Source organism: Streptomyces sp. NBC_01306 (assembly GCF_026340465.1).
In the GTDB taxonomy this organism is placed as follows: Bacteria; Actinomycetota; Actinomycetes; order Streptomycetales; family Streptomycetaceae; genus Streptomyces.
In genome coordinates this window covers 302,975-327,290 of the sequence record NZ_JAPEPC010000001.1, presented here as the reverse complement: position 1 = coordinate 327,290, position 24,316 = coordinate 302,975, and the positions used below count along the sequence as shown (strand labels likewise).

Annotated in this window: 24 protein-coding genes; 14 read left to right on the top strand and 10 right to left on the bottom strand. The window is 71.1% G+C overall.

Annotated elements, in window-relative coordinates; genetic code table 11:
• Positions 1–38: 38 nt before the first annotated feature.
• Positions 39–791, bottom strand: a complete 753-nt coding sequence (locus OG385_RS01350) for a glutamine amidotransferase (protein WP_266851049.1) — start codon at positions 789–791, stop codon at positions 39–41.
• A 127-nt stretch (positions 792–918) separates the two neighbouring features.
• Here OG385_RS01350 and OG385_RS01345 point away from each other — a divergent pair, with 127 nt between their 5' ends.
• Together OG385_RS01345 and OG385_RS01340 are read left to right on the top strand one after the other, a co-directional pair.
• A complete protein-coding gene (locus OG385_RS01345; protein ID WP_266851047.1) occupies positions 919–1,926 on the top strand; it encodes a LacI family DNA-binding transcriptional regulator in 1,008 nt (335 codons plus the stop codon).
• 14 nt (positions 1,927–1,940) lie between these two features.
• Complete coding sequence (locus tag OG385_RS01340) at positions 1,941–3,053, top strand: M20 family metallopeptidase (RefSeq protein ID WP_266851045.1); 1,113 nt, start codon at positions 1,941–1,943, stop codon at positions 3,051–3,053.
• Positions 3,054–3,066: 13 nt separating this feature from the next.
• On the opposite strand, the gene OG385_RS01335 is transcribed toward OG385_RS01340, so the two are convergent.
• Positions 3,067–4,020 (bottom strand): hypothetical protein, encoded by a 954-nt coding sequence (locus tag OG385_RS01335; RefSeq protein WP_266851043.1) that lies wholly within the window; start codon positions 4,018–4,020, stop codon positions 3,067–3,069.
• Between the two features lie 305 nt (positions 4,021–4,325).
• Here OG385_RS01335 and OG385_RS01330 point away from each other — a divergent pair, with 305 nt between their 5' ends.
• From OG385_RS01330 to OG385_RS01315, 4 genes are all read left to right on the top strand, one after another.
• On the top strand, positions 4,326–6,314 hold the full coding sequence (locus OG385_RS01330) for a choice-of-anchor P family protein (protein ID WP_266851041.1): 1,989 nt from the start codon (positions 4,326–4,328) through the stop codon (positions 6,312–6,314).
• 11 nt (positions 6,315–6,325) lie between these two features.
• Positions 6,326–6,655: a hypothetical protein gene (locus OG385_RS01325; RefSeq protein WP_266851039.1), complete on the top strand. Its 330-nt coding sequence runs from the start codon at positions 6,326–6,328 to the stop codon at positions 6,653–6,655.
• A gap of 120 nt (positions 6,656–6,775) precedes the next feature.
• On the top strand, positions 6,776–7,060 hold the full coding sequence (locus tag OG385_RS01320; protein WP_266851038.1) for a cupin domain-containing protein: 285 nt from the start codon (positions 6,776–6,778) through the stop codon (positions 7,058–7,060).
• 119 nt (positions 7,061–7,179) lie between these two features.
• Positions 7,180–8,028: an alpha/beta fold hydrolase gene (locus tag OG385_RS01315; protein WP_266851037.1), complete on the top strand. Its 849-nt coding sequence runs from the start codon at positions 7,180–7,182 to the stop codon at positions 8,026–8,028.
• A gap of 60 nt (positions 8,029–8,088) precedes the next feature.
• On the opposite strand, the gene OG385_RS01310 is transcribed toward OG385_RS01315, so the two are convergent.
• Positions 8,089–8,844, bottom strand: coding sequence for a TetR/AcrR family transcriptional regulator (locus OG385_RS01310; RefSeq protein WP_266851035.1), 756 nt, complete (start codon positions 8,842–8,844; stop codon positions 8,089–8,091).
• Positions 8,845–8,947: 103 nt separating this feature from the next.
• On the opposite strand from OG385_RS01310, the gene OG385_RS01305 reads away from it, so the two are divergent.
• The gene (locus OG385_RS01305; RefSeq protein WP_266851033.1) at positions 8,948–9,820 is read left to right on the top strand and encodes an SDR family oxidoreductase; all 873 of its coding nucleotides are present in this window, start codon (positions 8,948–8,950) and stop codon (positions 9,818–9,820) included.
• Positions 9,821–9,864: 44 nt separating this feature from the next.
• Here OG385_RS01305 and OG385_RS01300 read toward each other — a convergent pair whose 3' ends face one another.
• The 4 genes from OG385_RS01300 to OG385_RS01285 form a co-directional block, all read right to left on the bottom strand.
• On the bottom strand, positions 9,865–11,214 hold the full coding sequence (locus OG385_RS01300) for an NtaA/DmoA family FMN-dependent monooxygenase (RefSeq protein WP_266851031.1): 1,350 nt from the start codon (positions 11,212–11,214) through the stop codon (positions 9,865–9,867).
• The gene (locus OG385_RS01295) at positions 11,211–12,455 is read right to left on the bottom strand and encodes an LLM class flavin-dependent oxidoreductase (protein ID WP_266851030.1); all 1,245 of its coding nucleotides are present in this window, start codon (positions 12,453–12,455) and stop codon (positions 11,211–11,213) included. The genes OG385_RS01300 and OG385_RS01295 overlap by 4 nt, the downstream gene beginning before the upstream one ends.
• 101 nt (positions 12,456–12,556) lie before the next feature.
• Complete coding sequence (locus tag OG385_RS01290) at positions 12,557–13,585, bottom strand: transporter substrate-binding domain-containing protein (RefSeq protein WP_266851029.1); 1,029 nt, start codon at positions 13,583–13,585, stop codon at positions 12,557–12,559.
• Positions 13,582–14,613: an amino acid ABC transporter permease gene (locus OG385_RS01285; RefSeq protein WP_266851028.1), complete on the bottom strand. Its 1,032-nt coding sequence runs from the start codon at positions 14,611–14,613 to the stop codon at positions 13,582–13,584. Before OG385_RS01285 ends, OG385_RS01290 begins: the two co-directional genes overlap by 4 nt.
• 899 nt (positions 14,614–15,512) lie before the next feature.
• Between OG385_RS01285 and OG385_RS01280 the strand changes: the two genes are divergently transcribed.
• The 7 genes from OG385_RS01280 (at position 15,513) to OG385_RS01250 (ending at position 22,072) form a co-directional block, all read left to right on the top strand.
• Positions 15,513–16,067 carry an alpha/beta fold hydrolase gene (locus tag OG385_RS01280; RefSeq protein ID WP_266851027.1) on the top strand — a complete coding sequence of 185 codons (555 nt, stop codon included), beginning with the start codon at positions 15,513–15,515 and terminating at the stop codon, positions 16,065–16,067.
• Positions 16,068–16,118: 51 nt separating this feature from the next.
• Positions 16,119–16,439: a hypothetical protein gene (locus OG385_RS01275; RefSeq protein WP_266860545.1), complete on the top strand. Its 321-nt coding sequence runs from the start codon at positions 16,119–16,121 to the stop codon at positions 16,437–16,439.
• A 167-nt stretch (positions 16,440–16,606) separates the two neighbouring features.
• Positions 16,607–18,628, top strand: a complete 2,022-nt coding sequence (locus OG385_RS01270; protein WP_266851025.1) for a CocE/NonD family hydrolase — start codon at positions 16,607–16,609, stop codon at positions 18,626–18,628.
• A gap of 50 nt (positions 18,629–18,678) precedes the next feature.
• Positions 18,679–19,632, top strand: coding sequence for a glycine betaine ABC transporter substrate-binding protein (locus OG385_RS01265; protein WP_266851023.1), 954 nt, complete (start codon positions 18,679–18,681; stop codon positions 19,630–19,632).
• 86 nt (positions 19,633–19,718) lie between these two features.
• Positions 19,719–20,711, top strand: coding sequence for an ABC transporter ATP-binding protein (locus OG385_RS01260; protein ID WP_266851022.1), 993 nt, complete (start codon positions 19,719–19,721; stop codon positions 20,709–20,711).
• Positions 20,708–21,418 (top strand): ABC transporter permease, encoded by a 711-nt coding sequence (locus tag OG385_RS01255; RefSeq protein WP_266851020.1) that lies wholly within the window; start codon positions 20,708–20,710, stop codon positions 21,416–21,418. The genes OG385_RS01260 and OG385_RS01255 overlap by 4 nt, the downstream gene beginning before the upstream one ends.
• Positions 21,419–22,072: an ABC transporter permease gene (locus tag OG385_RS01250; RefSeq protein ID WP_266851019.1), complete on the top strand. Its 654-nt coding sequence runs from the start codon at positions 21,419–21,421 to the stop codon at positions 22,070–22,072.
• A 105-nt stretch (positions 22,073–22,177) separates the two neighbouring features.
• Here the strand turns inward: OG385_RS01250 and OG385_RS01245 are convergent, their stop codons facing one another.
• From OG385_RS01245 to OG385_RS01235, 3 genes are all read right to left on the bottom strand, one after another.
• The gene (locus OG385_RS01245; protein ID WP_266851017.1) at positions 22,178–22,432 is read right to left on the bottom strand and encodes a hypothetical protein; all 255 of its coding nucleotides are present in this window, start codon (positions 22,430–22,432) and stop codon (positions 22,178–22,180) included.
• A gap of 214 nt (positions 22,433–22,646) precedes the next feature.
• Positions 22,647–23,267 (bottom strand): hypothetical protein, encoded by a 621-nt coding sequence (locus OG385_RS01240; protein ID WP_266851016.1) that lies wholly within the window; start codon positions 23,265–23,267, stop codon positions 22,647–22,649.
• A gap of 112 nt (positions 23,268–23,379) precedes the next feature.
• A complete protein-coding gene (locus OG385_RS01235) occupies positions 23,380–24,306 on the bottom strand; it encodes an SGNH/GDSL hydrolase family protein (RefSeq protein WP_266851014.1) in 927 nt (308 codons plus the stop codon).
• Positions 24,307–24,316: the final 10 nt, after the last annotated feature.

The window sequence follows — 24,316 nt, the reverse complement described above, 5'->3', positions numbered from 1 at the left end:
CCGACGGGCGGTGGCCCGGCGGGCCCGGCACGGTGCGGTCAGTCCCGGGCGCCGGCGAGCCAGGTGACGGCCTGGTCGAAGAGCTGCTGGTAGCCCTTCCACTCGATGAACTCGGCGGGGGCCCAGTGCGGTGAGATGTCCGATGCGAAGGCGAGCGTGCGTCCGGCGCCCTCTTCGCGGACCGCGAGCAGCGGGCGCGATTCGATCGTGGCGAGCACACGCGCGTCCGGCTTCGCGACGAGCCGCTGGTAGCCGAGGAGGATCGGCCACTCGGACTCCAGCCCGGCCGTGACCTCGTGCGTTTCCCCGGTGAGCTCGCCGCCGACGCCTTCGGGGCACTCCACGCGGTCGTCGTACGGGAGGATCTCCACCGGCAGGACGTCCTCGATCGGCGTCGCGTGGTAGTTGGCCTTGGCCTGGAAGCCCTGGAAGCTCAGGTATCCGCCGGCCATGGCGAGGCCACCGCCCTGCCGGACCCACTGCGCGAGGAGCTTGAGCCGGTTGGGGAACGGGCGTCCCTGGGCGAACACCTGCGGGTGGAGCAGCAGCGAGTTGGCGCCGATGTCCGAAAGGATCACGACGTCGTAGGCGGCGAGCTTCTCCAGGGTCTCCGGGAAGTGGGTCGCCACATCGTGCGAGAGCAGATGCGTGACCTCGTGGCCCGCGCGCTGCAGGGCCTGGAGCAGCGGGGTGACGCCCACCTCCAGCTGGGCGTGGGGGAAGGCGTCGTAGCCCTTGAAGTCGGTGGATGCGTTGATCCAGGACTCGCCTGCGATGAGTACGCGGCTCACGCGTACCTCCTTTTCGATGATCTTGCGCAATGTTGCGCTGGTTTTGCGCAACAATAGAAGCGGGTCGATGCGCCGTCAATGCCCTACCGGCAGCGCACTAGACTGCGGAAAGGCGAGGGAGGTTCGGATGACGTTGACCAGCGTTGCGCAACATGCGCAGGTGTCGGCCTCGACGGTTTCGCGGTACTTGCGCGGGCAGCTGAAGGTGCAGCCGGAGACAGCGGCCCGGATCGATGCCGCCGTACGCGAGCTGAAGTACGAGGTGCCGGTCGCGGCCCCGTCCGGCCCACGCGCCGGCCGCCCGGTGATCGCACTTGTCGTGCCGGACCTGATCAACCCCTTCTTCGCGGAACTGGCCGAAGAGGTTGCCGCGGCGGCCGCCGTCAGCGGAGTGGGGCTCGTCGTCGGGATCACCGGCCAGCAGGCCCGGCGCGAGTCGCTGTTCAGTGACTTCGCGGCCTCGACCGAGGCCATCGACGGGCTGATCTACGTCGGGATGCACCGCCAGAACCCCCGGCTGACCCAGGCGATCGCCGAAGGGCTGCCCGTGGTCCTCCTGGACGAGGAGGTCGCCGGCCCGTCCGAGGTCGACACCATCGCCGTCGACAACTACAGCGGCGCCTACCAGGCGACGTCCTATCTCGTGCAGCTCGGGCACCGGCGCATCATGCACATCGCCGGACCGCAGGAGCTGTCCACCACCCGTGACCGGCTGCGCGGCTACCGGGACGCCATGGATCACGCCGGACTGGACGTCGACGAGGACCTCGTCCTGCACGGCCCGTACACCGAGCAGTTCGGCGCCAGTACGTTTCCCTACCTCGCGCGCGCCGCGCAACCGCCGACAGCGGCCTTCGTGGGCAGTGACATCGTCGCGGTCGGCATCCTCGGCGCGGCGGAACTGCATGGGCTGAGCATCCCGGAAGACCTCTCCGTCATCGGCTGCGACGGCATCCGGGTCGGCGAGTGGCTGCGCCCCAAACTCACCACTCTGCAGCAGCCGGTGGCCGACCTCGCGCGTACGGCGCTCGAAGTGGTCCAGAACCGGATCGCGGCCCCGGACGGCGCCCGGGTGGCGAAGTCCTTCCCCTTGCACCTCGTGATCCGCGGCTCCGCGGTTCCCCCGCAGCACTGACAGGAGACCCCCGCGTGCTCGACCCCGTTTCCCTGACACAGCAGCTCGTCCGACTGGACACCAGGGCCGGAAATGAGAAGTCCGCCGCCGCGCTTCTCGCTCCGATCCTCGCCGACGCAGGCTTCAGCGTGCGGAGCGACGAGCCGGAGCCCGGACGGGTCAATCTCGTCGCCCGCTACGGCAGCCGCACCCCGGTCACCCTGACCGGGCATCTGGACACCGTCCCCGCCGACGCGTCCGGCTGGTCCTTCGACCCGCTGAGCGGAGACATCCACGGTGGCCGGCTCCGCGGGCGCGGCAGCAGCGACATGAAGGCGGGCGTGGCGTGCATGGTGGCCGCCGCGGCCCATCGGGTCTCGACCCACCCCACCGACACCGATGTGCAACTCGTCCTCACCTTCGGCGAGGAGACCGGCTGCGAGGGGGCGGCCCGGCTGGAGGGTCTGACTCCGAGTCCGGTGCTGCTGGTCGCCGAACCCACCGCTAACAAGATCGTCCTCGGGCACAAGGGCGTTCTGTGGCTGCGGCTCACCGCCGAAGGCCGCAGCGCTCACGGGTCCCGGCCCGAACTCGGCGACAACGCACTGGCCAGGCTCGCCGCGGCGGCGGTCCGGATCCACGACCACAAGGACTGGCCGCGCAGCGACACACACGGTGCGGCCACCGTCAACGTGGGCACCTTCCACGCCGGCGTCCAGCCCAATCTCGTCCCCGACCACGCCGAGTTGATGCTCGATATCCGCACCATCCCGGGGTTCAGCTCCGACGACGCGCTCCTGGCGATCGAGCGGCTCGCCGGCCCGGGAACCGGGATCGAGCGGGTGCTCGACCTGAACGGAGTGGCCACCGACCCTGCCACCGCCCTCGTCCGTGACCTCGCCGATGCCCTGCGCCCCGCGGAAGCCGACGGGCGACCGGAGTACGCGACCTACTTCACCGACGCCTCGGTGCTGGCCGGGAAACTGGACGCCCGTGCGGTCGTCATCTACGGTCCGGGCGATCCCGACCAGGCGCACGTCACGGACGAGACGTGCGCCGTGGCCGCGATCCCCGAGGCGGCCGAGGCTATCCACCGGCTGCTCGCGTCCTGGGGTGAAATGGCTGACTCTGCGTCACATTCCTGCTGAGGAAGGCCCGTTGTCAGGACCCGCAGAGCGGAGCGGTCCGCACGTATCCGCCGAGGTTCTCGTCGTCGGTGCCGAGCAGGGCGTCGGAGGATCCGGGCAGGCACTCCACCCCCTCGATCTTGTACTGCGGGAACCTCGCGAGTACGTCAGGGGAGGCTGCGAGCGTGACCCGTACCTGGCCGGCGGCCGACACGGTCACCCGGCCCGCGTCGCTCACCGCGGAGTCGAAGGGGCCGTCGTCACCCGCGTCCGACGCCGAACTCACCAGGATCCGGCCGGAGTCGGTCACCGAGATGTCGGAGATGTGCCGCACCGCGTCGCCGGCCGGGTACGCGGCCCGGTAGGTCCGGTGGGTCACGCCGCCGAACTGCGGCTGCCCGTACTCGTCGAAGGTGAGGGGCGCCGTGTACAGCGTGGCGGGACGGTGGCCCGCTCCGCGGTCGGCCCAGAGGGCGGCGAGATGTCCGTGCCGGGCCACCAGCGCAAGGCTCTCGAAGTTGTCGCCCTGGCCGATCGCCGGGAGCGGCGCGTAGTCGAGGACCTTCGCCGTGGAGCCGCTGACCCTGAGGTGATAGACGATGCCGCGGCTGGCGAGCACCAGATACTCCGACGGCTTGCCGGGTACGGCTTCGACGGCCTCCAGGTCCATGGGCTCCGGCCCGTCCCAGGTGACCGGAGAGACGTCGGCCGAGCCCTCCTTGTCGGTGATGCGGGACAGGCGCTGCTGCCCGGTCTTCTTGTTGTCGTGCACGATCAGCGCGCGCACCCCGGCTCCGTGCGCGGTGCGGCCCTCGAACGCGATGCCGCTGACACCGCTGCGGGCGTCGCTGCCCACCTTCTGCCATGCGCCGGCCGCCGGGGCCGTGCCGTGTGTCGCGGTGGCGACGGCCGGGGCGGTGCCGGGCGTCGTCAGCAGTGCGGTCGCCGCGATGAGCCAGGCTGTGCGCTGCAACTTGGGGAATTTCACTGGAGGTCGCTCGCCTTTCTCTCCGTCAGGCGCGAGATCACGCGCCTGAGGTCAGGGTATTGATCATGGCGAGCGCGGCTCGGAGGCTGGCCCTCCGTTCCCCCTTCGGGTCGCAGCCGCGCCGTGTGCGGCAACCCCTGTGCAGTACCGGACGTCCGTAGCTAGACTGCCGCGTTGGCATGTACACCACGGACTCGGTGTTTCACCAGCTCTGTGTGCCACCGACTCTGTGCACCACTGACTCTGTAACCACTGACGGTTGCGCGCTGTCCACCGCGCAGCCGCCGATCCTCGGGGGGATCCGGGTGAAGCGTCCGACCACATGGCTGCGCGGGAAAATCTTCGCGGCCCTTCTCTGTCTCGTCGCCGGACTGCTCGGCGTGGGCGTGGCCGCGAGTACGGCCTACGCCGCAACGACCAACCCGAACCCGATCAACTGGAAGGTCGAGAAGCTCTTCTACGACCAGTACGGTCACGACGTGCCGCTCCGCACCGGCCAGGAGGACTACAACGAGCCGTCCGATCCGCCGCCGCTCGACGGCTTCGGCCGGGTGCACATCGAGGCGTCCGACGGCGGTCACGGCGCGGTCCCGCCCGCCACGGACATCCAGGACACCATCGGCAGCCCGGTGAACTGCACGCCCGGAGCCGACGCCCGGGTGCGCTGCCTGAACCCGGAGACCAACCTCTTCGTCGTGTACAGCCCGGTCCTCGACCCCCGCTCCGGTGACGCGTACGCCTTCGGCATCATCACCGCCTACTACACGCTGCCGTGCATCGCGCCCTCGGGCGACGGCCCCCGGCTCAAGTGCGGCGGGACCCCACCCCCACCGGCCGCCCCGACCACCCTCACGTACACCGGGCCCCGGCACGGCACCAACGGCAGCCCGCTGACGCTCTCCGCCTCCCTCGTCGACAATTTCGGGGTCCCTGTCGCGGGCAAGACCCTGCACTTCCGGGTCGGGGCGGGTGACGCCACGCAGTCCTGCGACGGCACGACCGGTGCGGCGGGAACGGCCCGCTGCGCCATCAGCCAACTGCACCAGCCCACCGGGTCGGTGGCGGTGGCGGTGAGTTTCGCGGGCGACGACGGATTCAAGGCCTCGTCGACCTCCTCCACGGTGGTGCCCACCTCGCCGACGAAGCTCTCGTACACCGGACCCGCGCATGGCATCAACGGCAGCCCGCTGGAGCTGTCCGCCACGCTCTCCGACTACGCGGGCAGCCCCGTCACCGGCCGGACCGTTCACTTCCGTATCGGCTCGGGTGACGCCGCGCAGTCCTGCGACGGCACCACGAGTACGACGGGCGGCGCCCGCTGCGCCATCAACTCCCTGCGCCAGCCACCGACTTCGGTCCCGGTCGCGGTGAGCTTCGCGGGCGACTCCGGCTACGAGGCGTCATCGGCCGCCGCCACGGTGGCGGTCCAGTCGCCGACGACGCTCAAGTACACCGGGCCCGCCCGTATCGCCAACGGCAAGGACGTCCGGCTCTCGGGCGAGCTCGACGACTACCTCGGCGCACCGGTCACCGGCAGGTCGGTGCACTTCGCCCTCGGTACGGGGGCCACCGCGCAGTCCTGCGACGCCACCACGGACAGCGCAGGGGCCGCGCGGTGCACCATCAGCGTGACCGGCCAGCCGCTCAACGACGCGGCGACCGTGCCGCTGCACGCGGCGTTCGCCGGAGACGCCAACTATCTGAAGTCGAGCGCCGACGCGTCCCTGCTCCTCCAGTACTACACCGGCCGTGCCTTCGGCCTGTCGGCCCAGCTGCACCTGCCGCTCCTGCCGCCGGTCGGCCTGCCTGCTCAGCCTGACACCGGTAAGGTCAGGACAGCGGGCGCGACCACTGTGACACCGCCCTGCACGGCCGCCGTGTCTGCGGTCGTCCTCGACGTACATGCGCTCTGCTCCGGAGTGACGACGACCCTCGACCCGGGCACGGCCACTGCCACCACGCGTGTCGAATCGGCCTCGATCGGCCTCCCCGGAGTCCCCGTGATCGGTATCTCCGGGCTGACCGCCAGGGCGACCGCCCGCTGCGACGGCGCGACGGGCAGCGCCACACTGACGGCGCTCACGATCGGCGGCGCGACCGTCACCGTACCGACCGCGCCCAACAGCACGATCAGCCTGCCCGGCGGGACCCGGCTGGTGATCAACGAGCAGACGCCGGTCGCCGGGGCCGACCACGGGCTCACGGTCAACGCCGTTCATCTCGTGGTCGCAGGGGGCCTCGGCGATATCGTCATCGGATCGAGTACGAGCGCCGTCCACAACTGCGCCGAGTGAGGGCGGGAGCCATGGAGGTCGAGGAGACGCGGGACGTGTACGTGGAGCGTTTCCGCGTCCTCGCGCACGAGGGAATCGCCGAACTCTTCGTGCAGGGAAGCACCGCCGGCCTGGTCGGCGGGCACCTCGATCGCTTCGCCCTGGTGGAGCAGGGCGAGGAGGTCCACGCCGAAACGGCCTTCTCCTACCGCGGCCTCCGCTTCCACTACACCCGCCGGGTCTGGCCCCCGGACTTCCCGCTGGAGATCAAAGTCGCGCTCTACGTGGAGCACCTGCGGGAGCGCGTCCTCACCCGCCGCTACCCGGTGGGAGGGGACGGCGGGGCTGCTGTCGTGCTGTAGCGGTCGGGGGCGGGGACATCCCCGCCCCCGCCGCCGTGGAGTCCGGCAGTTAGCCTGCCACCTGGGATGTTGCGGACCCGTCCGCAGCACGATGGGCAGCCGACGCCGAGGAGAGACGCCATGACGACCACCGCCTGTGCGACGCAGCAGCACGAGGACGAGCGGGTACGCGTCACCCGCTGGGACTTCGAGCCGGGCCAGAGCACCGGTCGCCATGTGCACGAGTACGACTACGTCGTCGTGCCGGTCGTGGATGGTCTGACCAGCGTGATCGCGCCGGACGGTACGACCACCGCCTCGCAGCTGCGGGCGGGGGAGTCCTACGCGCGCCCGGCCGGCGGCGAACACGAGGTCGTCAACGCCGGATCCTCGCCGCTGGCCTTCGTCGAGATCGAACTGAAGTAGCCAGGGCCGCCGCCCCGCACGTCAGCACCGCGACCACGTACTGACCCCGGACGACCACGTCCCGCCCACGACCGCAGCGCCGACGACCGCAGCCGACGGCCGCAGCCAGGGAGCCCGCGATGAGCCGCATCACCGTGAACGACGCCACGCTCCACTACGACGACCTCGGCCCCTCGGACGGGATCCCGGTCGTGCTGATCCACGGGCACCCGTTCAACCGCACGCTGTGGGCTCCCCAGGCGCAGGCCCTCAGCGCGGCCGGGCACCGGGTGATCACCCCCGACCTGCGCGGTTACGGGGAGAGCAGTGTGACGCCCGGCAAGGTGTTCCTCTCCGATTTCGCCGACGACATCGCGGCACTCCTGGACGGGCTGGGCATCGAGCGTGCGGTGATCGGCGGTGTCTCCATGGGCGGCCAGATCTCCATGGAGTTCTGCCGCCGCCACCTGGGGCGGGTGCGGGCGCTCGTCCTGTCCGACACGTCGGCCCCCGCCGAGACCGGCGAGGGCAAGGCGTTCCGCAACCGCCTCGCCGACCGGCTGCTCGCCGAGGGGATGGACGGTTACGCGGACGAGGTCATCGACAAGATGCTCGCCCCGTACAACGTCGCCGCACTCCCGGACGTGGCCGCACACGTCCTCGGTCTGATGCGCACGACCGATCCCCGTGGGGCTGCCGCCGCGCTGCGCGGCCGGGCCGAGCGCCCCGACTACCGCGACACCCTCGTCGCCGTCGCCGACGCCGGTGTTCCCACACTGATCGTGGTCGGCGCGGACGACGTCTACACACCTGTCACCGAGGCCGAGGCGATGGGCGGGCTCGTTCCGTACGCCACGGTGAGCGTCATCGACGGTGCCGGGCACCTGCCGGGCGCGGAACAGCCCGAGCGTTTCAACGCCGTCCTGCTGGACTTCCTCGGGACGCAGTTGTCCGAACCCGCAGGAGGGGACCGCCCCACGGCGTCCTGACGGCCCTCGACCCCCGGGGCACGCTGCTTCATCGCCCCGGGGTGTACGTGGCGTGGCGCCTCAGCCGTCCGATGCGAGGCGGCCCAGCCACTCCTTCAGCAAGTGCTGCTCCGCGCCGCTGAGCGTCGTCTGTTCGGGCAGCGCCGCGCGCAGAGCGCGGGCGGCGCCGGCCGGGCCGCCGCTCTGCACGGCCGGTTTGTCGTTGGTGACGGCGGTGACCATGGACTCCCGCATCGTGGTCAACAGGGCCGGGTCGCGCCGGTCTTCGGGCAGGGACAGCCAGGTGAGCACCGCGCCGCGTGCCGTGGCGTGGATGAGCATGGCCGCGAGGTCCTCGTCCACACGGAGCCAGCCGTCGGCCGCGAGCCGCCGGATGCGGCCCATCAGGATCCTCATGCCGGTCTTGAAGGCTGCCGACGCGGCCCTGGTGGGCTCGCTGTACATCAGTGTGTAGAGGGCGGGATTGGCCAGGCCGAACTCGACCGCCAGGTCCCAGCCCGCCCGCAGGCCCTCGATGGGATCCTGCGGCTCCGCGTCCGGGTTCCTGGCCTCTTTCGTCGCCAGGAACGAGGCGAAACCGTACTCGGCGACCGCGTCGAGCAGCCCGGCCTTGTCGCCGAACAGCCGGTAGATGGCCGGTGGTTGGAGGCCGGCCGCGACGGCGACCGCGCGGGTGGTGACCGCGTCGCGGCCCTCACGTGCCAGCAGGTCGGCCGCGGCTTCGATGACCCGCTGCCGGGGCTGCTCGCGGTCCGAGGCCGCGGTGTCGGACTCGTCGGCGGTGGCGCTGTCCCGGGTGGGCGGAGGTGGTGGCATGTATCAACGATACCGCTCAGGTGGTTCCCTCGGTAATATCGGTGATACCTTGAAAGTGATTCCACTGGAAACGGCCACTGGAAACAGAGCGTGGGGGTTCACCATGATCATCGTTACCGGAGCCAACGGAAAGCTCGGACGCCGCATTGTCGAGAGCCTGCTGGAGCGTGTCCCGGCGGACCGGATCGGGGTGAGCGTCCGCGACCCGCAGAAGGCGCAGACGTTCGCCGACCGAGGGGTGCGGGTGCGGCACGGCAGCTTCACCGACCCGGACAGCCTCGCCCATGCCTTCGAGGGTGCGTCCCAGGTGCTGATCGTTTCGGTCGACCGGATGGGCGACGAGACCGTACGGCAGCACCGTGCCGCGATCGACGGGGCCGTCAAGGCGGGCGCCCGCCGCATCCTCTACACCAGCCAGATCGGCGCCGGCGCCTCGTCCCATTTCCAGGCCTGCCGCGACCACGCCGCCACCGAGGAGGCGCTGCGCGCATCCGGCGTGCCGTTCACGTCGCTGCGCAATGGCTTCTATGCCGCCAGCGGGCTGCAACTGGCGGGCCACGGACTGGAGTCCGGCCAGGTCGCGCTTCCCGCGGACGGTCCTGTCAGCTGGACCACGCACGCCGACCTCGCCGAGGCGGCCGCCGTCATCCTGGCCGACGAAGGCCGCTTCGACGGGCCCACGCCTCCGCTCACCGCGGCGCAGGCGCTGACCTTCGCCGACATCGCCCGCACAGCCGCGGAGGTCACGGGGCGCACCATCACGAGGACCACCGTGTCCGACGACGTGTTCCGGGAGCAGTTGACGGGCGGCGGTGCCCCCGCCGAGGTGGCCGACCAGCTGCTGGGCATCTTCGCGGCCGCCCATGCCGGTGAATTCGCCACCGTCGACCCGGCACTCGCGACCCTGCTCGGCCGCGAGCCCATCGCCCTGCACACGTTCCTGCGCGAGCAGGTGGCCCACAGCGACGAGCGCTGACCCTCCGCCCGGTGACGGTGCCGCCGCTCCGTAACGAGCTTGCTTCACACGCCCGGTGTGCGCAGCCCGAGATGGTCGCGGAGCGTCGGCCCCTCGTACTCCGTACGGAACACCCCGCGCTCCTGGAGCAGTGGCACCACCGTGTCGGCGAACTCGTCCAGGCCGCCGGGGACCAGATGCGGGGCCAGGATGAAGCCGTCGGAGACCTCGCTCTGCACGGCGGCGTTCACCGCGGCGGCGACCGTGGCGGGTGAGCCGATGAAGGTCTGCCGGGCGCTGGTCTCGATGACCAGCTCCCGGATGGACAGCCCCTCCGCCTTCGCCCGCTGCCGCCACTCGGACGCCGTGGCCAGCGGGTCGCGCACCATCCGCACGCTCGCCCGGCCCCGCGCCACCGTGTGCTCACCCGGGTCGGGGTCGATGTCGGGCAGCGGCCCGTCGGGGTCGTAGCCGGACAGGTCCCGGTTCCACACGTGTTCCAGGAACTTGATCGCCGTCTGCCCGCTGACCTGGCTGCGCCGCACCTCGTGGGCGCGCTCCGCCGCCTCGGCGTCGGTGTCACCCAGTACGAAGGTGGCAGCGGGCAGGATCAGCAGCTCGTCCGGTGTCCGTCCGTGCCGGGCCAGCCGCCCCTTCACGTCCTGGTAGAAGACGCGGCCCGCCTCCGGCGCCGAGTGCCTGCTGAAGATCGCGTCCGCGGTCGCCGCCGCGAACTCCCGTCCCTGGTCGGAGTCGCCCGCCTGGAAGATCACCGGCCGGCCCTGCGGGGAGCGCGGCACATTGAACCGGCCCGCGATGTCGAAGTGCTGGTCGCGGTGGGCGAACGTACCGGCGTCCGGCGTCCGCAGGAACCGCCCGCTCTCCGGGTCGGCCACGACCTCGTCCGGTGCCCAGGAGTCGAACAGCTCCCAGGCGGTACGGAGGAACTGCTCGGCGCGGGTGTAACGGTCCGCCTCCGCGAGGAATCCACCGCGCCGGAAGTTCTCCCCGGTGAAGGCGTCCCAGGAGGTGACGACATTCCACGCGGCCCGGCCGGCCGACAGATGGTCCAGGGACGCGAACTGCCGTGCCACCTCGTACGGTTCGTTGAAGGTGGAGTTGATCGTGCCGGCCAGCCCGATCCGGTCCGTCACCGCGGCCAGCGCGGCCAGCACCGTGAAGGTGTCCGGGCGGCCGACCACGTCCAGGTCGTAGATCTCGCCGCCCTGTTCCCGCAGCCGCAGCCCTTCGGCCAGGAACAGGAAGTCGAACCTGGCCCGCTCCGCGGTGCGCGTGAAATGGCTGAAGGAGGCGAAGTCGATCTGGCTGCCCGCCTCCGGATCGCTCCAGACCGTGGTGTTGTTGACCCCGGGGAAGTGGGCCGCGAGGTGGATCTGCTTCTGGGTGTCGCTCATGACTGTCCTCCGGCCCGGACCCGGGCGTAGCGGCCGGCGGGCCGGGGCAGGCCGAGCAGCCCGCGCAGCGTGCCGGCCTGGTAGGCGCGGCGGAAGGCGCCCCGGCTCTGGAGTTCGGGGACCAGGCCCCGGGTGATGGCGGGCAGATCGTGGCCGGTGACGGCGGGGCGCAGCCGGTATCCGGTCAGGCCCGCGCGCTGCCAGTCGATGAGGAGGCCGGCGAGTTCGGCCGGGGTGCCGGTGAACACCTCAGCGTCGCTGGTCAGCGGGGCACCGGCCGTCTCGTCGAGCCGCTGCCTGCGGGCCTTCGCGGCGGCAGCGGTCTCGTCCAGGAAGACCACCAGGTCCCCGAAGACGTGGACGGTCTCCCCACCTCGCCCGGCCGCGTCCCGGGCGGCCAGGATCTCGTCGGTGACGGCCCGTGCGCCCGCGGCGTCGTGCGGGGTGACGTACCCGACGTCCGCCGAGCTCGCCACGAGCCCGTAGGGAACGGACTCGTGGGCGAGTGCGGTCACCAGCGGCTGGCCCTGCGGCGAGCGCGGCGTGATGGACGGGCCCCTGACGCTGAACCGGTCGCCCTCGAAGTCGATGTAGTGCAGCTTCGCGCGGTCGATGAACCGCCCGGTGGCCGTGTCCCGTATCTCGGCGTCGTCCTCCCAGCTGTCCCAGAGCCTGCGGAGCACCTCGACGTAGTCGGCGGCCTCGCCGAACAGTTCTCGGGCCGGCTCCTGCGCCCCCGGCAGCCCGATGTCCTGCGGCCGGAACTCCGGCAGGCTCCGCCGCCCGAAGTGCGCGGCCTCGTGCGCCGAAGCGGAGACCCGCACCCGGACGCCTGCGCGCCCCGTGCTCACGTGGTCCAGCGTCGCGATGGCCTTCGCGAGGTGGAACGGCTCGGTGTGGGTGACCACCGCGGTCGGTACGAGCCCGATGTGCCGGGTCAGCGGCGCCACGGCGGCGGCGGTCAGTACCGCGTCCAGCCGGCCGCGCACCTGGTCGGTACGCCGGTCGTCACCGGCCGGATCGGTGGACTGGAGGGACAGCGCGTCCTCGAAGGTCACGAAGTCGATGAGGCCTCGTTCGGCTTCCTGTACGGCGTCCAGCCAGTACCCGGCGGTGAAGAGTCCGTCCGGGCGGGACCGGGGGTCGCGCCAGGACGCGGGGTGCCAGCCCGCGCCGTCCAGCGCCACGGCGAGGTGCAGTGGTGCAGGAGGCGCGGGAGGAGAAGGGGGAGAGGGAGACATGTCCGCGGGGTGCCTTTCCTGATGACCTGGTGAGCGATGAGAAGTTCGGGAGGAGGCGCGGGCCGCCCCTCGCGCCTTTCTCCGGGAAGGGGCGGCCCGGCTCAGGAGGTGGTGACCGGCAGGCCTGGCGGGTTGACCTCGGCGCTCTTCACGGCCTCGTTGCCGAGATTCCACGCCCGGAGCCACTTGGCGTACTGACCGTGCTCGATCAGGTAGTTGACGGCTTCGGCCAGCGGCTTCGCGAGGCCGCTGCCCTTCTTGGCGGTTGCGCAGATCAGCCCCTGCAACGAGGCCCCGGCACCCGAGAACGTGCCTGCGCTGCGGGTCGCCTGCGGGGTCGATGCGGTACGGGTGATGTGGTACGAGAGGCTCGGGTTCGGGCCGAAGTACGCGTCGATCTTCTTCGAATTGAGCGCCAGATAGGTGCTGTTGCTCTCCTGGTAGTACTTCACCGTCAGCTTCTTGCCCTCGGCCGCCAGCTTGCCCCGCCATTCGAGCAGCAGCTTCTCCTGGTTGGTGCCCGCTCCTACCGCGACCGTCCTGCCCGCGAGGCTCTCGTAGGTGCCGTCGAAGTTCCAGCTGGAGTCCTTGCGCACCTCGAAGCCGAGGTTGTCCTCGCGGTAGCAGGCGAAGTCGTACTTCTTCTTCCGCTCCTCCGTGTCCGTGATGTTGGAGAAGCCCGCCTCGGTGCGCCCGCTGTCGATCCCGACGAACAGGTTCTCCCAGGTCGAGTTCTTCACGTCGGGCCGGAGGCCGAGGACCGATGCGACCAGCCGGCCGAGATCGGGCTCGGACCCGGTCACGGTCTTCTGGTCGTCGCCGACGTACCCCAGCGGCGCCGACCCGGCGGGGAGCATGCCCAGGCCGATGGTCAGCTTCCCGTCCGCGGTGACGGACTTGGGCAGCTGCGACCGGATCGCGGCCACTTCGGGAACATGGAGGGTGGTCTCCTTGGCGGCCCCGTTCGAGACCGCGCCGATGACCACCGACCCCTTGGCGGCGGCGTCCGGCGAGCCCGCCCCATTGCTGCCACTGCCGCCGCAGGCGCTGAGTCCGGCGGTCAGAGCGAGGACGGTGGCGGCCGCGGCGAGAGCGGACAGCGGTGTTCTCCTCGGGGTGCTGACACTCATATGCCCGCTCCGATCGCGATCCGGGCACGGGCACTGCGGATCCCGGACCGGACCTTCTGCAGCGGCGTGGGGGGCATGGTGCGCAGTGCGCCCCGTGAGTAGTGGCGCTCCACAGAGAACTGCACGGCCGAGACCGCGCTCGTCAGGACGATGTACCAGAAGGTGGCCACGAGCAGGAGCGGTACGACGTCCCCCGGGTAGGTGCTGCCCAGGCTCTGGACGGTGCCGAAGAGGTCGAGCAGGGATACGTAGAAGACCAGTGATGTGCTCTTGACCAGGCCGATCAACTGGTTGACGTAGGTGGGCACGATGACCCGCAGGGCCTGCGGGAACACGATGCGGCGGAACTGGAACCAGCGCGGCAGTCCGAGGGCCGATGCCGCCTCGTGCTGCCCCCGGTCGACGGAGAGCATGCCGGACCTGACCACTTCGGCGGCGTACGCGGCCTCGTTGAGGCTCAGGCCGACGACGGCCACCACCATGTCCGTGGCGAGATGGGACTCGTCGAACCGGAAGAAGGCGGGCCCGAAGGGGATGCCCAGGCTCAGCGTCCGGTACAGGGCGCTGAAGTTGTACAGGAACAGCAGCACGACGATCAGCGGCACGGAGCGCAGCGCCCAGATATAGACCCAGGAGACCGACCTGAGCAGCGGGTTGGGGGAGAGCCTGCAGAGCGCGAGGACCACCCCGCCGACGAGCCCGGCCACAGCGCTGAGCGCCGCGGCCTCCAGGGTGATCACCAGTCCTTCGAGCACCACCGGCCGGAAGAACCAGTACGAGAACCGGTCCCACTGGTAGAACGGGTTGCTCACCAGCCCGTGGACGAACTGGGCGACCAGGACCAGGACCACAGCCGTCAGCACCCAGCGCCAGGGGTGGCGCAGTGGCAGCACCCGCTCGGCGGCGAGGCGCGGATCGCGCACCGGGTGGTCAGGTCCGGCAACAGAACCGGCCGGAGGCTGTCCGGGTGGAACGGGCGACGGGCCGGCGGTCACCGGCTCGTCAGGGGGCGCGGACGTCTCGGGCATGGGTACTCCAGCGATCAAGAGGTGGCCGGACGGCGGGGGCCGGCACGGCCGGGCTGAGCCGGCGGCCCCGGGGCAGCGGGCCGGGAACGGCGGTACGGGGAAGACGGGGGAGCTGGGGGAGCGGGCGGGACTCCGTCCGGGCCGTCAGCGGCCGCAGTGCGGAGCGCCGGCCGGCAGCCCGCCGGTACACGGGGGACAGGGACGGACCGCGGGGGACTGCGTACGCCAGGAGCCGGGGTGCGGCACGGCGCAGCGAAGGCGGCTGACGGCTGCCGTCCTCTCCGGTGCGCTCTCCATGCAGGTCACCCTGGTTCTCTCCGCCGTACGGGCGCCGCCCGGGACGCGCTCGGTGAAACGGGCGGCACACGGGGAATCGTGTCCGCCGGACCGGCGGGGGATCAACGGGCCGGTCCGGCGTCAGTAACCCATGCGGAGAACGCGGCGTCAATGCGCGTACGGGCTCTGTGAATTGAGGCCCGGGGAGGCGTCGCCGGTACCGGATGAGGGCGGCTGCCACAGCTCTGAGCAGGGGAAACGTCCAGGAGGGGCATCCGGTGTGCGAGCGCTGACCGGGCGGGGAGGCCGTTGACCGGCGGCCGTTCATTTCGTGCGGCCGTAACACGGGCTTCATCCCCGGAAGAGTGGGTCCGGCTCCCGCGACATCCCTAATATCTCGCTGAACGAAACTCATGAGACTGACGAGACTGTCGCCCAGCTAGTGCCGCGGCAGGCAAGGTTTGCCCGTCAAGGAGCGGCGTTCGGTGCGTGCTCTCGGCGTGCCGGCCGGAAGCCCTTGTACTGGACGTACTTGGGCTTTCGGCCGGTGCGGCGAGAGTGTGTGCCGGGCGTCGCGACGGGGCAAACGTTGCCTGCCGTGGCACTAGGTAATGGAGTCCACCGTGTCCGCCAAGCCGGCCGAAACAGCGTCACCGCACTTCCGCGCCGCCTACGACGACGCGCTTGCCCAGTGGCCATTCCCGGTGGACAGCCGCGGACTTCCCACTCCGTACGGCCTCACCCGCATCAACAGCTGCGGTCCTCTCGCCGCGCCGCCCCTGGTGCTCCTGCCCGGCGGCGGGGCGACCTCCCTGGTCTGGCGTGCGGCGGTCGCCGCGGGGCTGGGCCGTACCCACCGGGTGCACGCCGTGGACCTGGTGGGCGAGCCGGGGCTCAGCGTCCCGGCCGAGGGGCGGCCGATCCGCAGCACGGGGGACCTGGACGGCTGGCTCGGCGCGGTCATCGACGGGCTCGACGCCACCGGTCCCGTCACGCTGGCCGGCCACTCCTACGGCGCCTGGATCGCCGCCCGCTGCCGCTCCTCGCGGCCGACACCGTCGCCCGGAGCCTCGCGGTCTAGCTGGGACCGGTCTCCGACCCCGGAACCCCTCCGGCACCGATGGATACCGGCCAGTTACGGATATTTCCGTTGGGGACACGAGGCGCGGCGGCGTTAGGGTCACCGCATGTCTCTGCACAACCGTATGCGCCAAGCCCTGCCCGCAGCCATGCGCGCTCGTGAGAAGGCCACGGTGAGCGCCCTGCGTTCGGCGCTCGCCGCGCTGGACAACGCCGGGGCGGTGCCGGTGGACGCCGCCGCTCCCGGCAGTTCGGCCCTGGAGGGGTCGCCGGCCGGTGCCGGCGCCACCGACGTGGCGAGGCGGGAGCTGAGCGAGCGGAGCATGGCGGACATCGTGCGCGCCGAGGCCGTCGAACGGCTCGGGGCCGCAGCGGAGTTGACCGCGCCCGCGCACGCCGACCGGGCCGAACGGCTCCGTGCGGAAGCGGCCGTGCTGCTCGGGTTCCTCGACGGGCCGGATCCGGCGTAGGGGCAGCGGGCATTACCCACTGGTACGTGCACACCAACGTGCAAATATGGGGTGTTTACCCACAATGAGCTGCCCTATGCCTGTGCTTTTGTTCACGGTTGAACAACCCAGGTATACACGGGCACTCAGGACAAACGGAATGTGAGGCTCCTCTAAGGTGCCGAAACATGAGCACTGCCACCACCCCAACCCCCGCACAGCATCCCGTACGCGTCCTGCGCCATGTCTGGATTCCCCTTGAGGACGGCACCCGTCTCGCCGCCCGGATCTGGCTTCCCGCCGACGCCGAAGGGCCGGTCCCAGCGGTCCTGGAGTACATCCCGTACCGGAAGAACGACGGGACGGCTCCGCGCGACGTGACGCTGCACGGCCAGTTCGCCCGGGCCGGTTACGCCGCGGTGCGGGTGGACTGCCGGGGCAGCGGTGACTCCAGCGGCATCATGCTCGACGAGTACCACGCCACCGAGCTCTCCGACGCGCTCGAAGTCCTCGCCTGGATCGAACAGCAGGACTGGTCGGACGGCCAGGTCGGGATCATCGGCAAGTCCTGGGGCGGCTTCAACGGCCTCCAGATAGCCGCCCTCCAGCCGCCCCAGCTGCGCTGCATCGTCACCGTCTGCTCGACGGACGACCGGTACGCCGACGACGTGCACTACGCGGGCGGCTCCCTGCTCGCCTCCGAGATGCTGCCCTGGGCCGCGACGATGCTCGCGTACAACGCCCGCCCGTCCGACCCCGCCGTGCTCGGTGAATCCTGGCGCGACGAGTGGCTGGACCGGCTGGAGCGGACCGTCCCGTACGCCGAGGAGTGGCTGGCCCACCAGCGCCGGGACGCCTACTGGCAGCACGGTTCCGTCTGCGAGGACTACTCGGCCATCAAGGTGCCGGTCTACGCGGTCGGCGGCTGGCTCGACCCGTACCGCGGCGCCGTCTTCCGCCTCATGGAGAACCTGCGGGTACCGGCCAAGGCCATGCTCGGTCCCTGGGCGCACACCTACCCCCACCAGGCCGAGCCCGGCCCCGCCATGGACTTCCAGGGCGAGTGCGTGCGCTGGTTCGACCACTGGATGGGCGGCGCCGACAACGGCATCATGGACGAACCCGCCCTGCGGGCCTGGATACCCGACCCGAGCCCGGTCGGTGCAGACCGCGAGGAGCGCCCCGGCCGCTGGGTCGCCGAACCCTCCTGGCCGGCCCCCGGCGTCGAGGCGTCGGTCATCCCGCTCAGCACGCTCGGCGGCGGCCGGGGCACGGCCGTCCTGCGTTCGCCGCTCGCGATCGGCGCATCCGGCGGCGACTTCCTCAAGTTCGGCGACATACCGGGGCAGTACGGGGACCAGGCCGCCGACGACGGCCGCTCGCAGACCTTCACCGGTCCCGCCCTCACCGAACGTCTTGAGATCCTCGGCGCCCCCGAGGTGACCCTGCGGGTCACCAGCGACCGGCCGCAGGCGCAGCTCGCCGTGCGGCTCTGCGAGGTCTGGCCCGACGGCAGTTCCAAGCTGGTCACCACCGGCTTCCTCAACCTCACCCACCGGGACGGGCACACCGACCCGCGCCCGCTGGAACCGGGCCGCGCCTACGAGGTGGCGGTACCACTGTTCGCCATCGGCCACGCCTTCGCCGCCGGCAACCGCGTCCGGGTCTCCGTCTCCGCCTCGTTGTGGCCCTGGATCTGGCCCTCGCCCGAGCAGGTGGCGCTGGAACTCGACACGGCACACGGCGAGCTGACCCTGCCGGTACGCGCGCCCCGCCCCGCCGATGAGGCCGGGCTGCGCCCGTACGGACCGCCGCTCGACGTCCCGCCGCACAGCATCGAGCTGACGGCGATACCCGGTGACAGGCGGGTCAGCTACGACTACGAGACCGGGGAGCAGGTCATCGTCACCACCCCGGCCGATGGCACCATGACCGACCGGGCCGACGGACTCACCCGTACCGGCAGCGACCTCAACCGCTTCCGGCTGGTCGAGGGCGACCCGCTCTCCGCGGCGGTGGAGAGCGAGCGCGAGGAGTCCATCAGCCGGGGCGACTGGGCGACGCGCATCAGCACCCGGTCCCGGATGACCGCCGACGCCACGGACTTCTGCGTGGTCAACCAGCTGTCCGCGTTCGAGGGCTCGGGCGACGACGAGCGCGAGATCTTCAGCCGTACCTGGTCCTTCAGCGTCCCCCGGGACCAGGTGTGAGGCGCCTGCGCCGCACCCCTGCGGCACTCACCCCGGCTCCAGCGGCCCCCATGGCGAACGCGGCCCCGGCGACCGGCCGCCGGCCCCTGCGGCGCCCGCCGGCCCGCCGCTCCTCGCGGGCCCTGGCCGGCTGTCTGGCCCTGGTGTCCCTCGCCGCCCTTTCGGGCTGCAGCGCCGTCTCCGAGACCACCGGCAAGCCCACCGTGGTCATCGGGGCGAAGGAGTTCACCGAGCAGTGGATCATCGGTGAGCTGTACAAGCAGGCGCTGACCCACGCCGGATACAACGTCGAGCTGAAGTCGAACATCGGCAGCACGACCGTCATCGACGGGGCGCTCACATCCGGTCAGATCGACCTGTACCCCGAGTACACCGGGGTCATCCTCCAGGTCCTGGCCCGGAGCAGGACGGTGCCGCACTCCGCCGCCGCGACCTTCCAGCAGGCCAAGGCCTACGAGGAGACCCGCGGGCTGACGATGCTGCCCCCGACCCCCTTCCAGAACCGCGACGCGATCGCCGTCAAGCCCGCCTTCGCCAAGAAACACGGGCTCAGGACCATCAGCGATCTGAAGAAGGCGGGCCATGTCGTCTTCGCCGAGTACCCGGACAACATGGAGGGCGCGCTCGGCTACCGCGACATGGTGAAGGCCTACGGGCTGCACAACACCGAGGTGAAGACCCTCAACATCGGTCTGCAGTACTCCGCCCTCGACCACGGACAGGTCGAGGCGGCCGACGTCTTCACCACCGACCCGCAACTCGCCCGCGGCGGCTACACCCTTCTCGACGACACGAAGGGCTACTACGGCTTCCAGAACGTGGCCCCCGTCGTACGCAAGGGCGTGCAGGAGAAACAGGGACCGGAATTCGCCAGGACGTTGAACAAGGTGGACGCGCTCCTCACTGACCAGGCGGTACGCGAGATGAACCGGGCGGTCGACACCGTACGGCTCGCCCCCTCCGAAGTCGCGGCCAAGTTCCTGAAGGCCAACGACATCAGCTGACGCAGGCAGCCGCCCCGCGACGTCCGCGGCGGCGTCCCGCCACCCATCCGCGACCTTCCGTCGCCCTCCAGGAGAAAAAGCCCCCAATGAGCCAGGAAAGCCATAAAATCTCCACCTCCGCGCAGGAGATCGTCTTCGACCACGTGGTCAAGACGTACCCCAACTCCGCGTCGCCCGCGGTCGACGACCTGTCGCTGACCGTGCCCGCGGGGGAGATCTGCGTGCTGCTCGGCCCGTCCGGCAGCGGCAAGACCACCGCGCTGATGATGGTGAACCGGCTCGCCGAGCCGACCGGCGGCGACATACGCATCGGCGGTCGCTCCATCCGCGATCTCGACCCCATCCAGCTGCGCCGCTCGATCGGCTACGTCATCCAGCAGACAGGGCTCTTCCCCCATCTGTCGATCGCGGCGAACATCGCCACCGTCCCCAAAGTCCTCGGCTGGGACCGGAAACGCACCAAGGACCGGGTGGCCGAGCTGCTCGACCTGGTCGGCCTGCCGGTCGGCGAGTACGGCTCGCGCTACCCCACCCAGCTGTCCGGCGGCCAGCGCCAGCGCGTCGGCATCGCCCGCGCCCTCGCGGCCGACCCGCCGGTCATGCTGATGGACGAGCCGTTCGGCGCGCTCGACCCCATCACCCGCGAACACGTCCAGGACGAGTTCCTGGCCCTGCACGAGCGCATCCGCAAGACCGTGATCTTCGTGAGCCACGACATCGACGAGGCCGTGAAGATGGGCGACCGGGTCGCGATCCTCCGGGAGGGCGGCAGGCTCGCGCAGTACGACTCGCCCCGGGCCCTGCTGAAGAAGCCGGCCGACGAGTTCGTCGCCCGCTTCCTCGGCGCCGACCGCGGACTGAAACGGCTGTCCCTGGTCCGGCTCAGCGATCTGGAGCTCACCCGGGCCCCGGACACCGGCACCGGCGAGCTGCCCGTCCTCCCGGGCGAGGCCACGCTCCGCTCCGCGCTCTCCCTGATGGTGGCCGAGGGCGCCGACGCCGTACGGGTCACCGGAGACGGCGGAGCCGTCATCGGCACCGCGTCGATGGACGCCGTACGGAAGGCGGGCGCGGCATGAGCGCAGCACCCGTCATCCCGGACTACGGGAGCCCCAGCGCCTGCGTGGCGAACAACTCCACCTTCTGCTTGGACTGGTTCACCGCGCACTGGTCGAATCTCTTCTGGCCCGCGCTGGTCCAGCACATCGAACTCACCGTGATCGCGGTCGTGGCCGGCTTCGTCATCGCCTTCCTGATGGCCGTACTCGCCCATTTCCAGGGGTGGTTCGCGATGCCGGCCTCCGCCCTCTCGTCGTTCCTCTACACGGTGCCGCCGCTGGCGCTCTTCCAACTCCTCGTCCCGGTCACCGGGTTCTCCGTGCTCACCGTGGAGATCGCGCTCATCGCGTACAGCCTCTATCTGCTCTTCACCACCATCCTCACCGGGCTGCGCGAAGTCCCCGAGGACGCGGTGCGGGCGGCGCGGGGCATGGGCCTGACCCGGCGGCAGATCCTGTTCAAGGTCGAACTGCCGATGTCCCTGCCGTCCCTCATCTCCGGACTGCGGGTCACGACGGTGATGACCATCGGGACGGTCGCCATCGCGGCCTACGTCATCGACTCCGGCCTTGGCTCGCTCATCCTCAAGGCGCTGCAGTCGCCGTTCAACACCCAGTTCATCGGCGCGGGCGCACTCGCGGTCATCCTGGCGCTGGCCGCCGACGGACTGCTGGTACTCGCCGGACGGCTGCTCACACCGTGGGCCCGGAGCAGGAAGGCCGCGTAAATGGACACCTTCGTCGGATCGTTCACCTTCATGCACGATCGGCTGTCGCTGATGCTGGAGAAGACCGGGCAGCACATCTGGATGTGCGCGATCGTGATCGCCGTCTCGCTGGTGGTCGCGGTACCCGTCGGTCTGTGGCTCGGGCATCTGCACCGCGGTGAGTTCGTCACCACCAGCATCTCCAACGTGGGCCGCGCCCTGCCCAACCTCGCGGTCATCGCGATCGGCCTCGGCATCTTCGGCCTCAACTTCGTCAACATCGCCGTCGCGCTGCTGATCACCGCCATCCCCCCGATCCTCAGCCAGGCGTATCTGGCCGTGGACCAGGTCGACCCGGACACCGTCCGAGCCGCACGCGGTATGGGCCTCACACCTCTCCAGGTCCTTCTCAAGGTGGAGCTGCCGCTGGCCCTCCCGCTGCTCTTCTCCGGCATCCGGATCGCGGTGGTGTACGTCATCTCCGCCGCGACCCTGGCCACGGTGGCCGGCGGCGGCGGTCTGGGGGACATCGTCCTCGGCCAGGCCAACTACGGGCTGGAAGGGGTGATCGCCGCCGCACTGTGGGTGGCGGCCCTGGCGCTCGCCGCCGACGGGCTGATCGCACTGATCCAGCGACTCCTTGTGCCCAAGGGGCTGCGCGCCTCGCGCGCCTAGAACCTCTCGTCCGGATCGGCCCGGCAGCCCGCCCCGCCGCCGTCCGGACAGACCGCCGCCCCCGGTACCGCGACTGTGCGGTACCGGGGGCGGCAGGGACTCGGATCAGTGAGCCATGAATGCGAACCAGCCCGCGCGCTCTTCCTTGAAGGCCCCGGCGTGCGTGATACCCGCCGGACCTCCGATGTTGTGGTAGAAGATGCCGCTCTTCTCCTCGTGGAAGGCGCCCGCGGCGGCGATGCCGTGGTGGTGGTGGTGCTCGTGGCCGTGACCCCAGTCGAGGGCCGAGGCGGACGCGGCGCCGCCCAGCACCGCGGAGGCGGCGAAGGCGCTGGCGACGAGCATGCTGCGAAGACGCATGAAGACTCCTAATTCGACGACTACATGGGCAAGCACATGCATATCGGTTAGGAGGGGCATCCCCAAGCCGCCCCGCCCGGTCCCAGCCGAACGGACGCACCTGTCCGGGAGACGGGGCGGCGGACAGGTCAGGACGTGGGGACCGGGGTGCGGTTCTCGTACGTGCCGGCGGTGCCGGAACCCGGGTGCGGGAGGCGCGGGACAGGGCCCCGGCTCACTCCTCGAAATACCTGTCCAGGACCGTATCGAGCTGCGCCGACCATTCCTTGAGCTGGTCCCGGCCGGACGCCGTGACATCGGCCTGGTAGGTGTGGCGGTTCGGCATATGGACGAAGACGGTCAGACGGCGCCGGTACTTGGCGGTCTCGAACTCGACGGCGCCGATCTCGCTCCAGTCGAACTCGGCCTCCTGGTCGTCCAGCCGGAGCACCATGCCCGCACGGTTCGCGATGATCACCGAACGGCGGTCGGCGACCTCGAAAGCCGGGTCAGCTCCGTCGTCTTCTCCGGCTTCGGTATCGCCCTCGCGCCCGGCGTCCTCCGGTCCGGAACTCTCGTGCTCCGCGGCGTCGGCACCGGCCTCCGTCGGCTCAGTGGGCGCGGCGGCGCTCTCCGGCGCAGCCGCTCCGCCCGGAGCGCCGTCCCCGGCCGGCTCCTGCGGCGGCGCGGTATCGGCGGATCCCTCCGTACGCTCGGGGGTTTCCCCGTCCGCAGGTTCCGGTGACTCGGCGGCCTGTGTGTCGGCGCGCGGCGGCATGAGGCCCGGGACGTACGCCGGATCGGTCGCGGCGGCGTGCACGGGAGGCGGGCTCTTCGGACCTATGTGCTGTTCCACGGTGCGCAGTATGGACGATGGACCTGTGTGACAGCCAGTGGCTCAGGATCCCGGCCGGTGGCCGCCCGGCCGTCGCCGCCCGTCAGCCCCCGTCAGTCCTCGTCAGCCCCGGTCAGTCCGCCAGCCGGGCGTGGATGACGTCCGCGTACGCCTGCTCGCCCCGCGCGTTGGGGTGCAGCGGCGCCGCCGGCGCGGTGGGTACGAAGCCCTCCACCCACTTGGCACGGGGCGCCCGGCAGGCGTCGTGCCCCTCGCTCGGGGTGCGGACGTCGACGTACTCGGCGCGGTGCGCGGCCGACGTCGCGGCGATCACCCGGTTCATCCGGTCGATGCTGCCCTGGAGCCAGTCCGCATCGCCGGCGAGCAGCGGCACGGCCGGCCAGCAGCCGCCCGGCCTGAGGTAGTCCCCGTACCCGGTGACCAGCACCCTGGCCGCCGGGGAGCGACGGTGAATGGCGTCGAGTACGGTCGCGAGCTTCGGGCCCAGGCCGTCGATGCGGGCCGCCTCCTCGTCCACCCCGGACCTGCTGTACGTGTCCTGGCAGTACCCGCCGAGCGAGCTCAGCCGGACGCAGCTGCCCGCGACGCCGACCAGACCGGCGTCGTTGCCGCCGATGGTCAGGGTCACCAGCGTGGTGCCGGGGGTCAGGGCGTCGACCTGGGGCGGCGCGGTGCCCGCGGCCACGCCGAGTACGGAGAGCCGCTGCGGTGCGGTCATGTCGCCGGTCTGCGCGCCGCTGCAGGTGACGTCGCGGAAGACGGCGGCCCTGAGCCGGGCGGCCAGCCGGTGCGGGTAGTTGCGGGTCGAGCGTCCGCAGGCGGCGGGACCGGTGCGGTGCGGGACGAACGGCGCCGCTGCCATCGAGTCGCCCAGCGCCACATACACCTGGCGGGCCCCGCCCGCCGTGCCTCCGCCGGCCGCCGCCGCAGGCGTGAGGCCGGCTGCCGTGGCCGAGACGGCGAGCGCCGCAGCGGCGAGGGCGGCCCCGGTCAGCCGTCGTACTCCGCGGCAAATGCCTGTGCGGCGTGCTGAGTTCACTGGGGCTCCC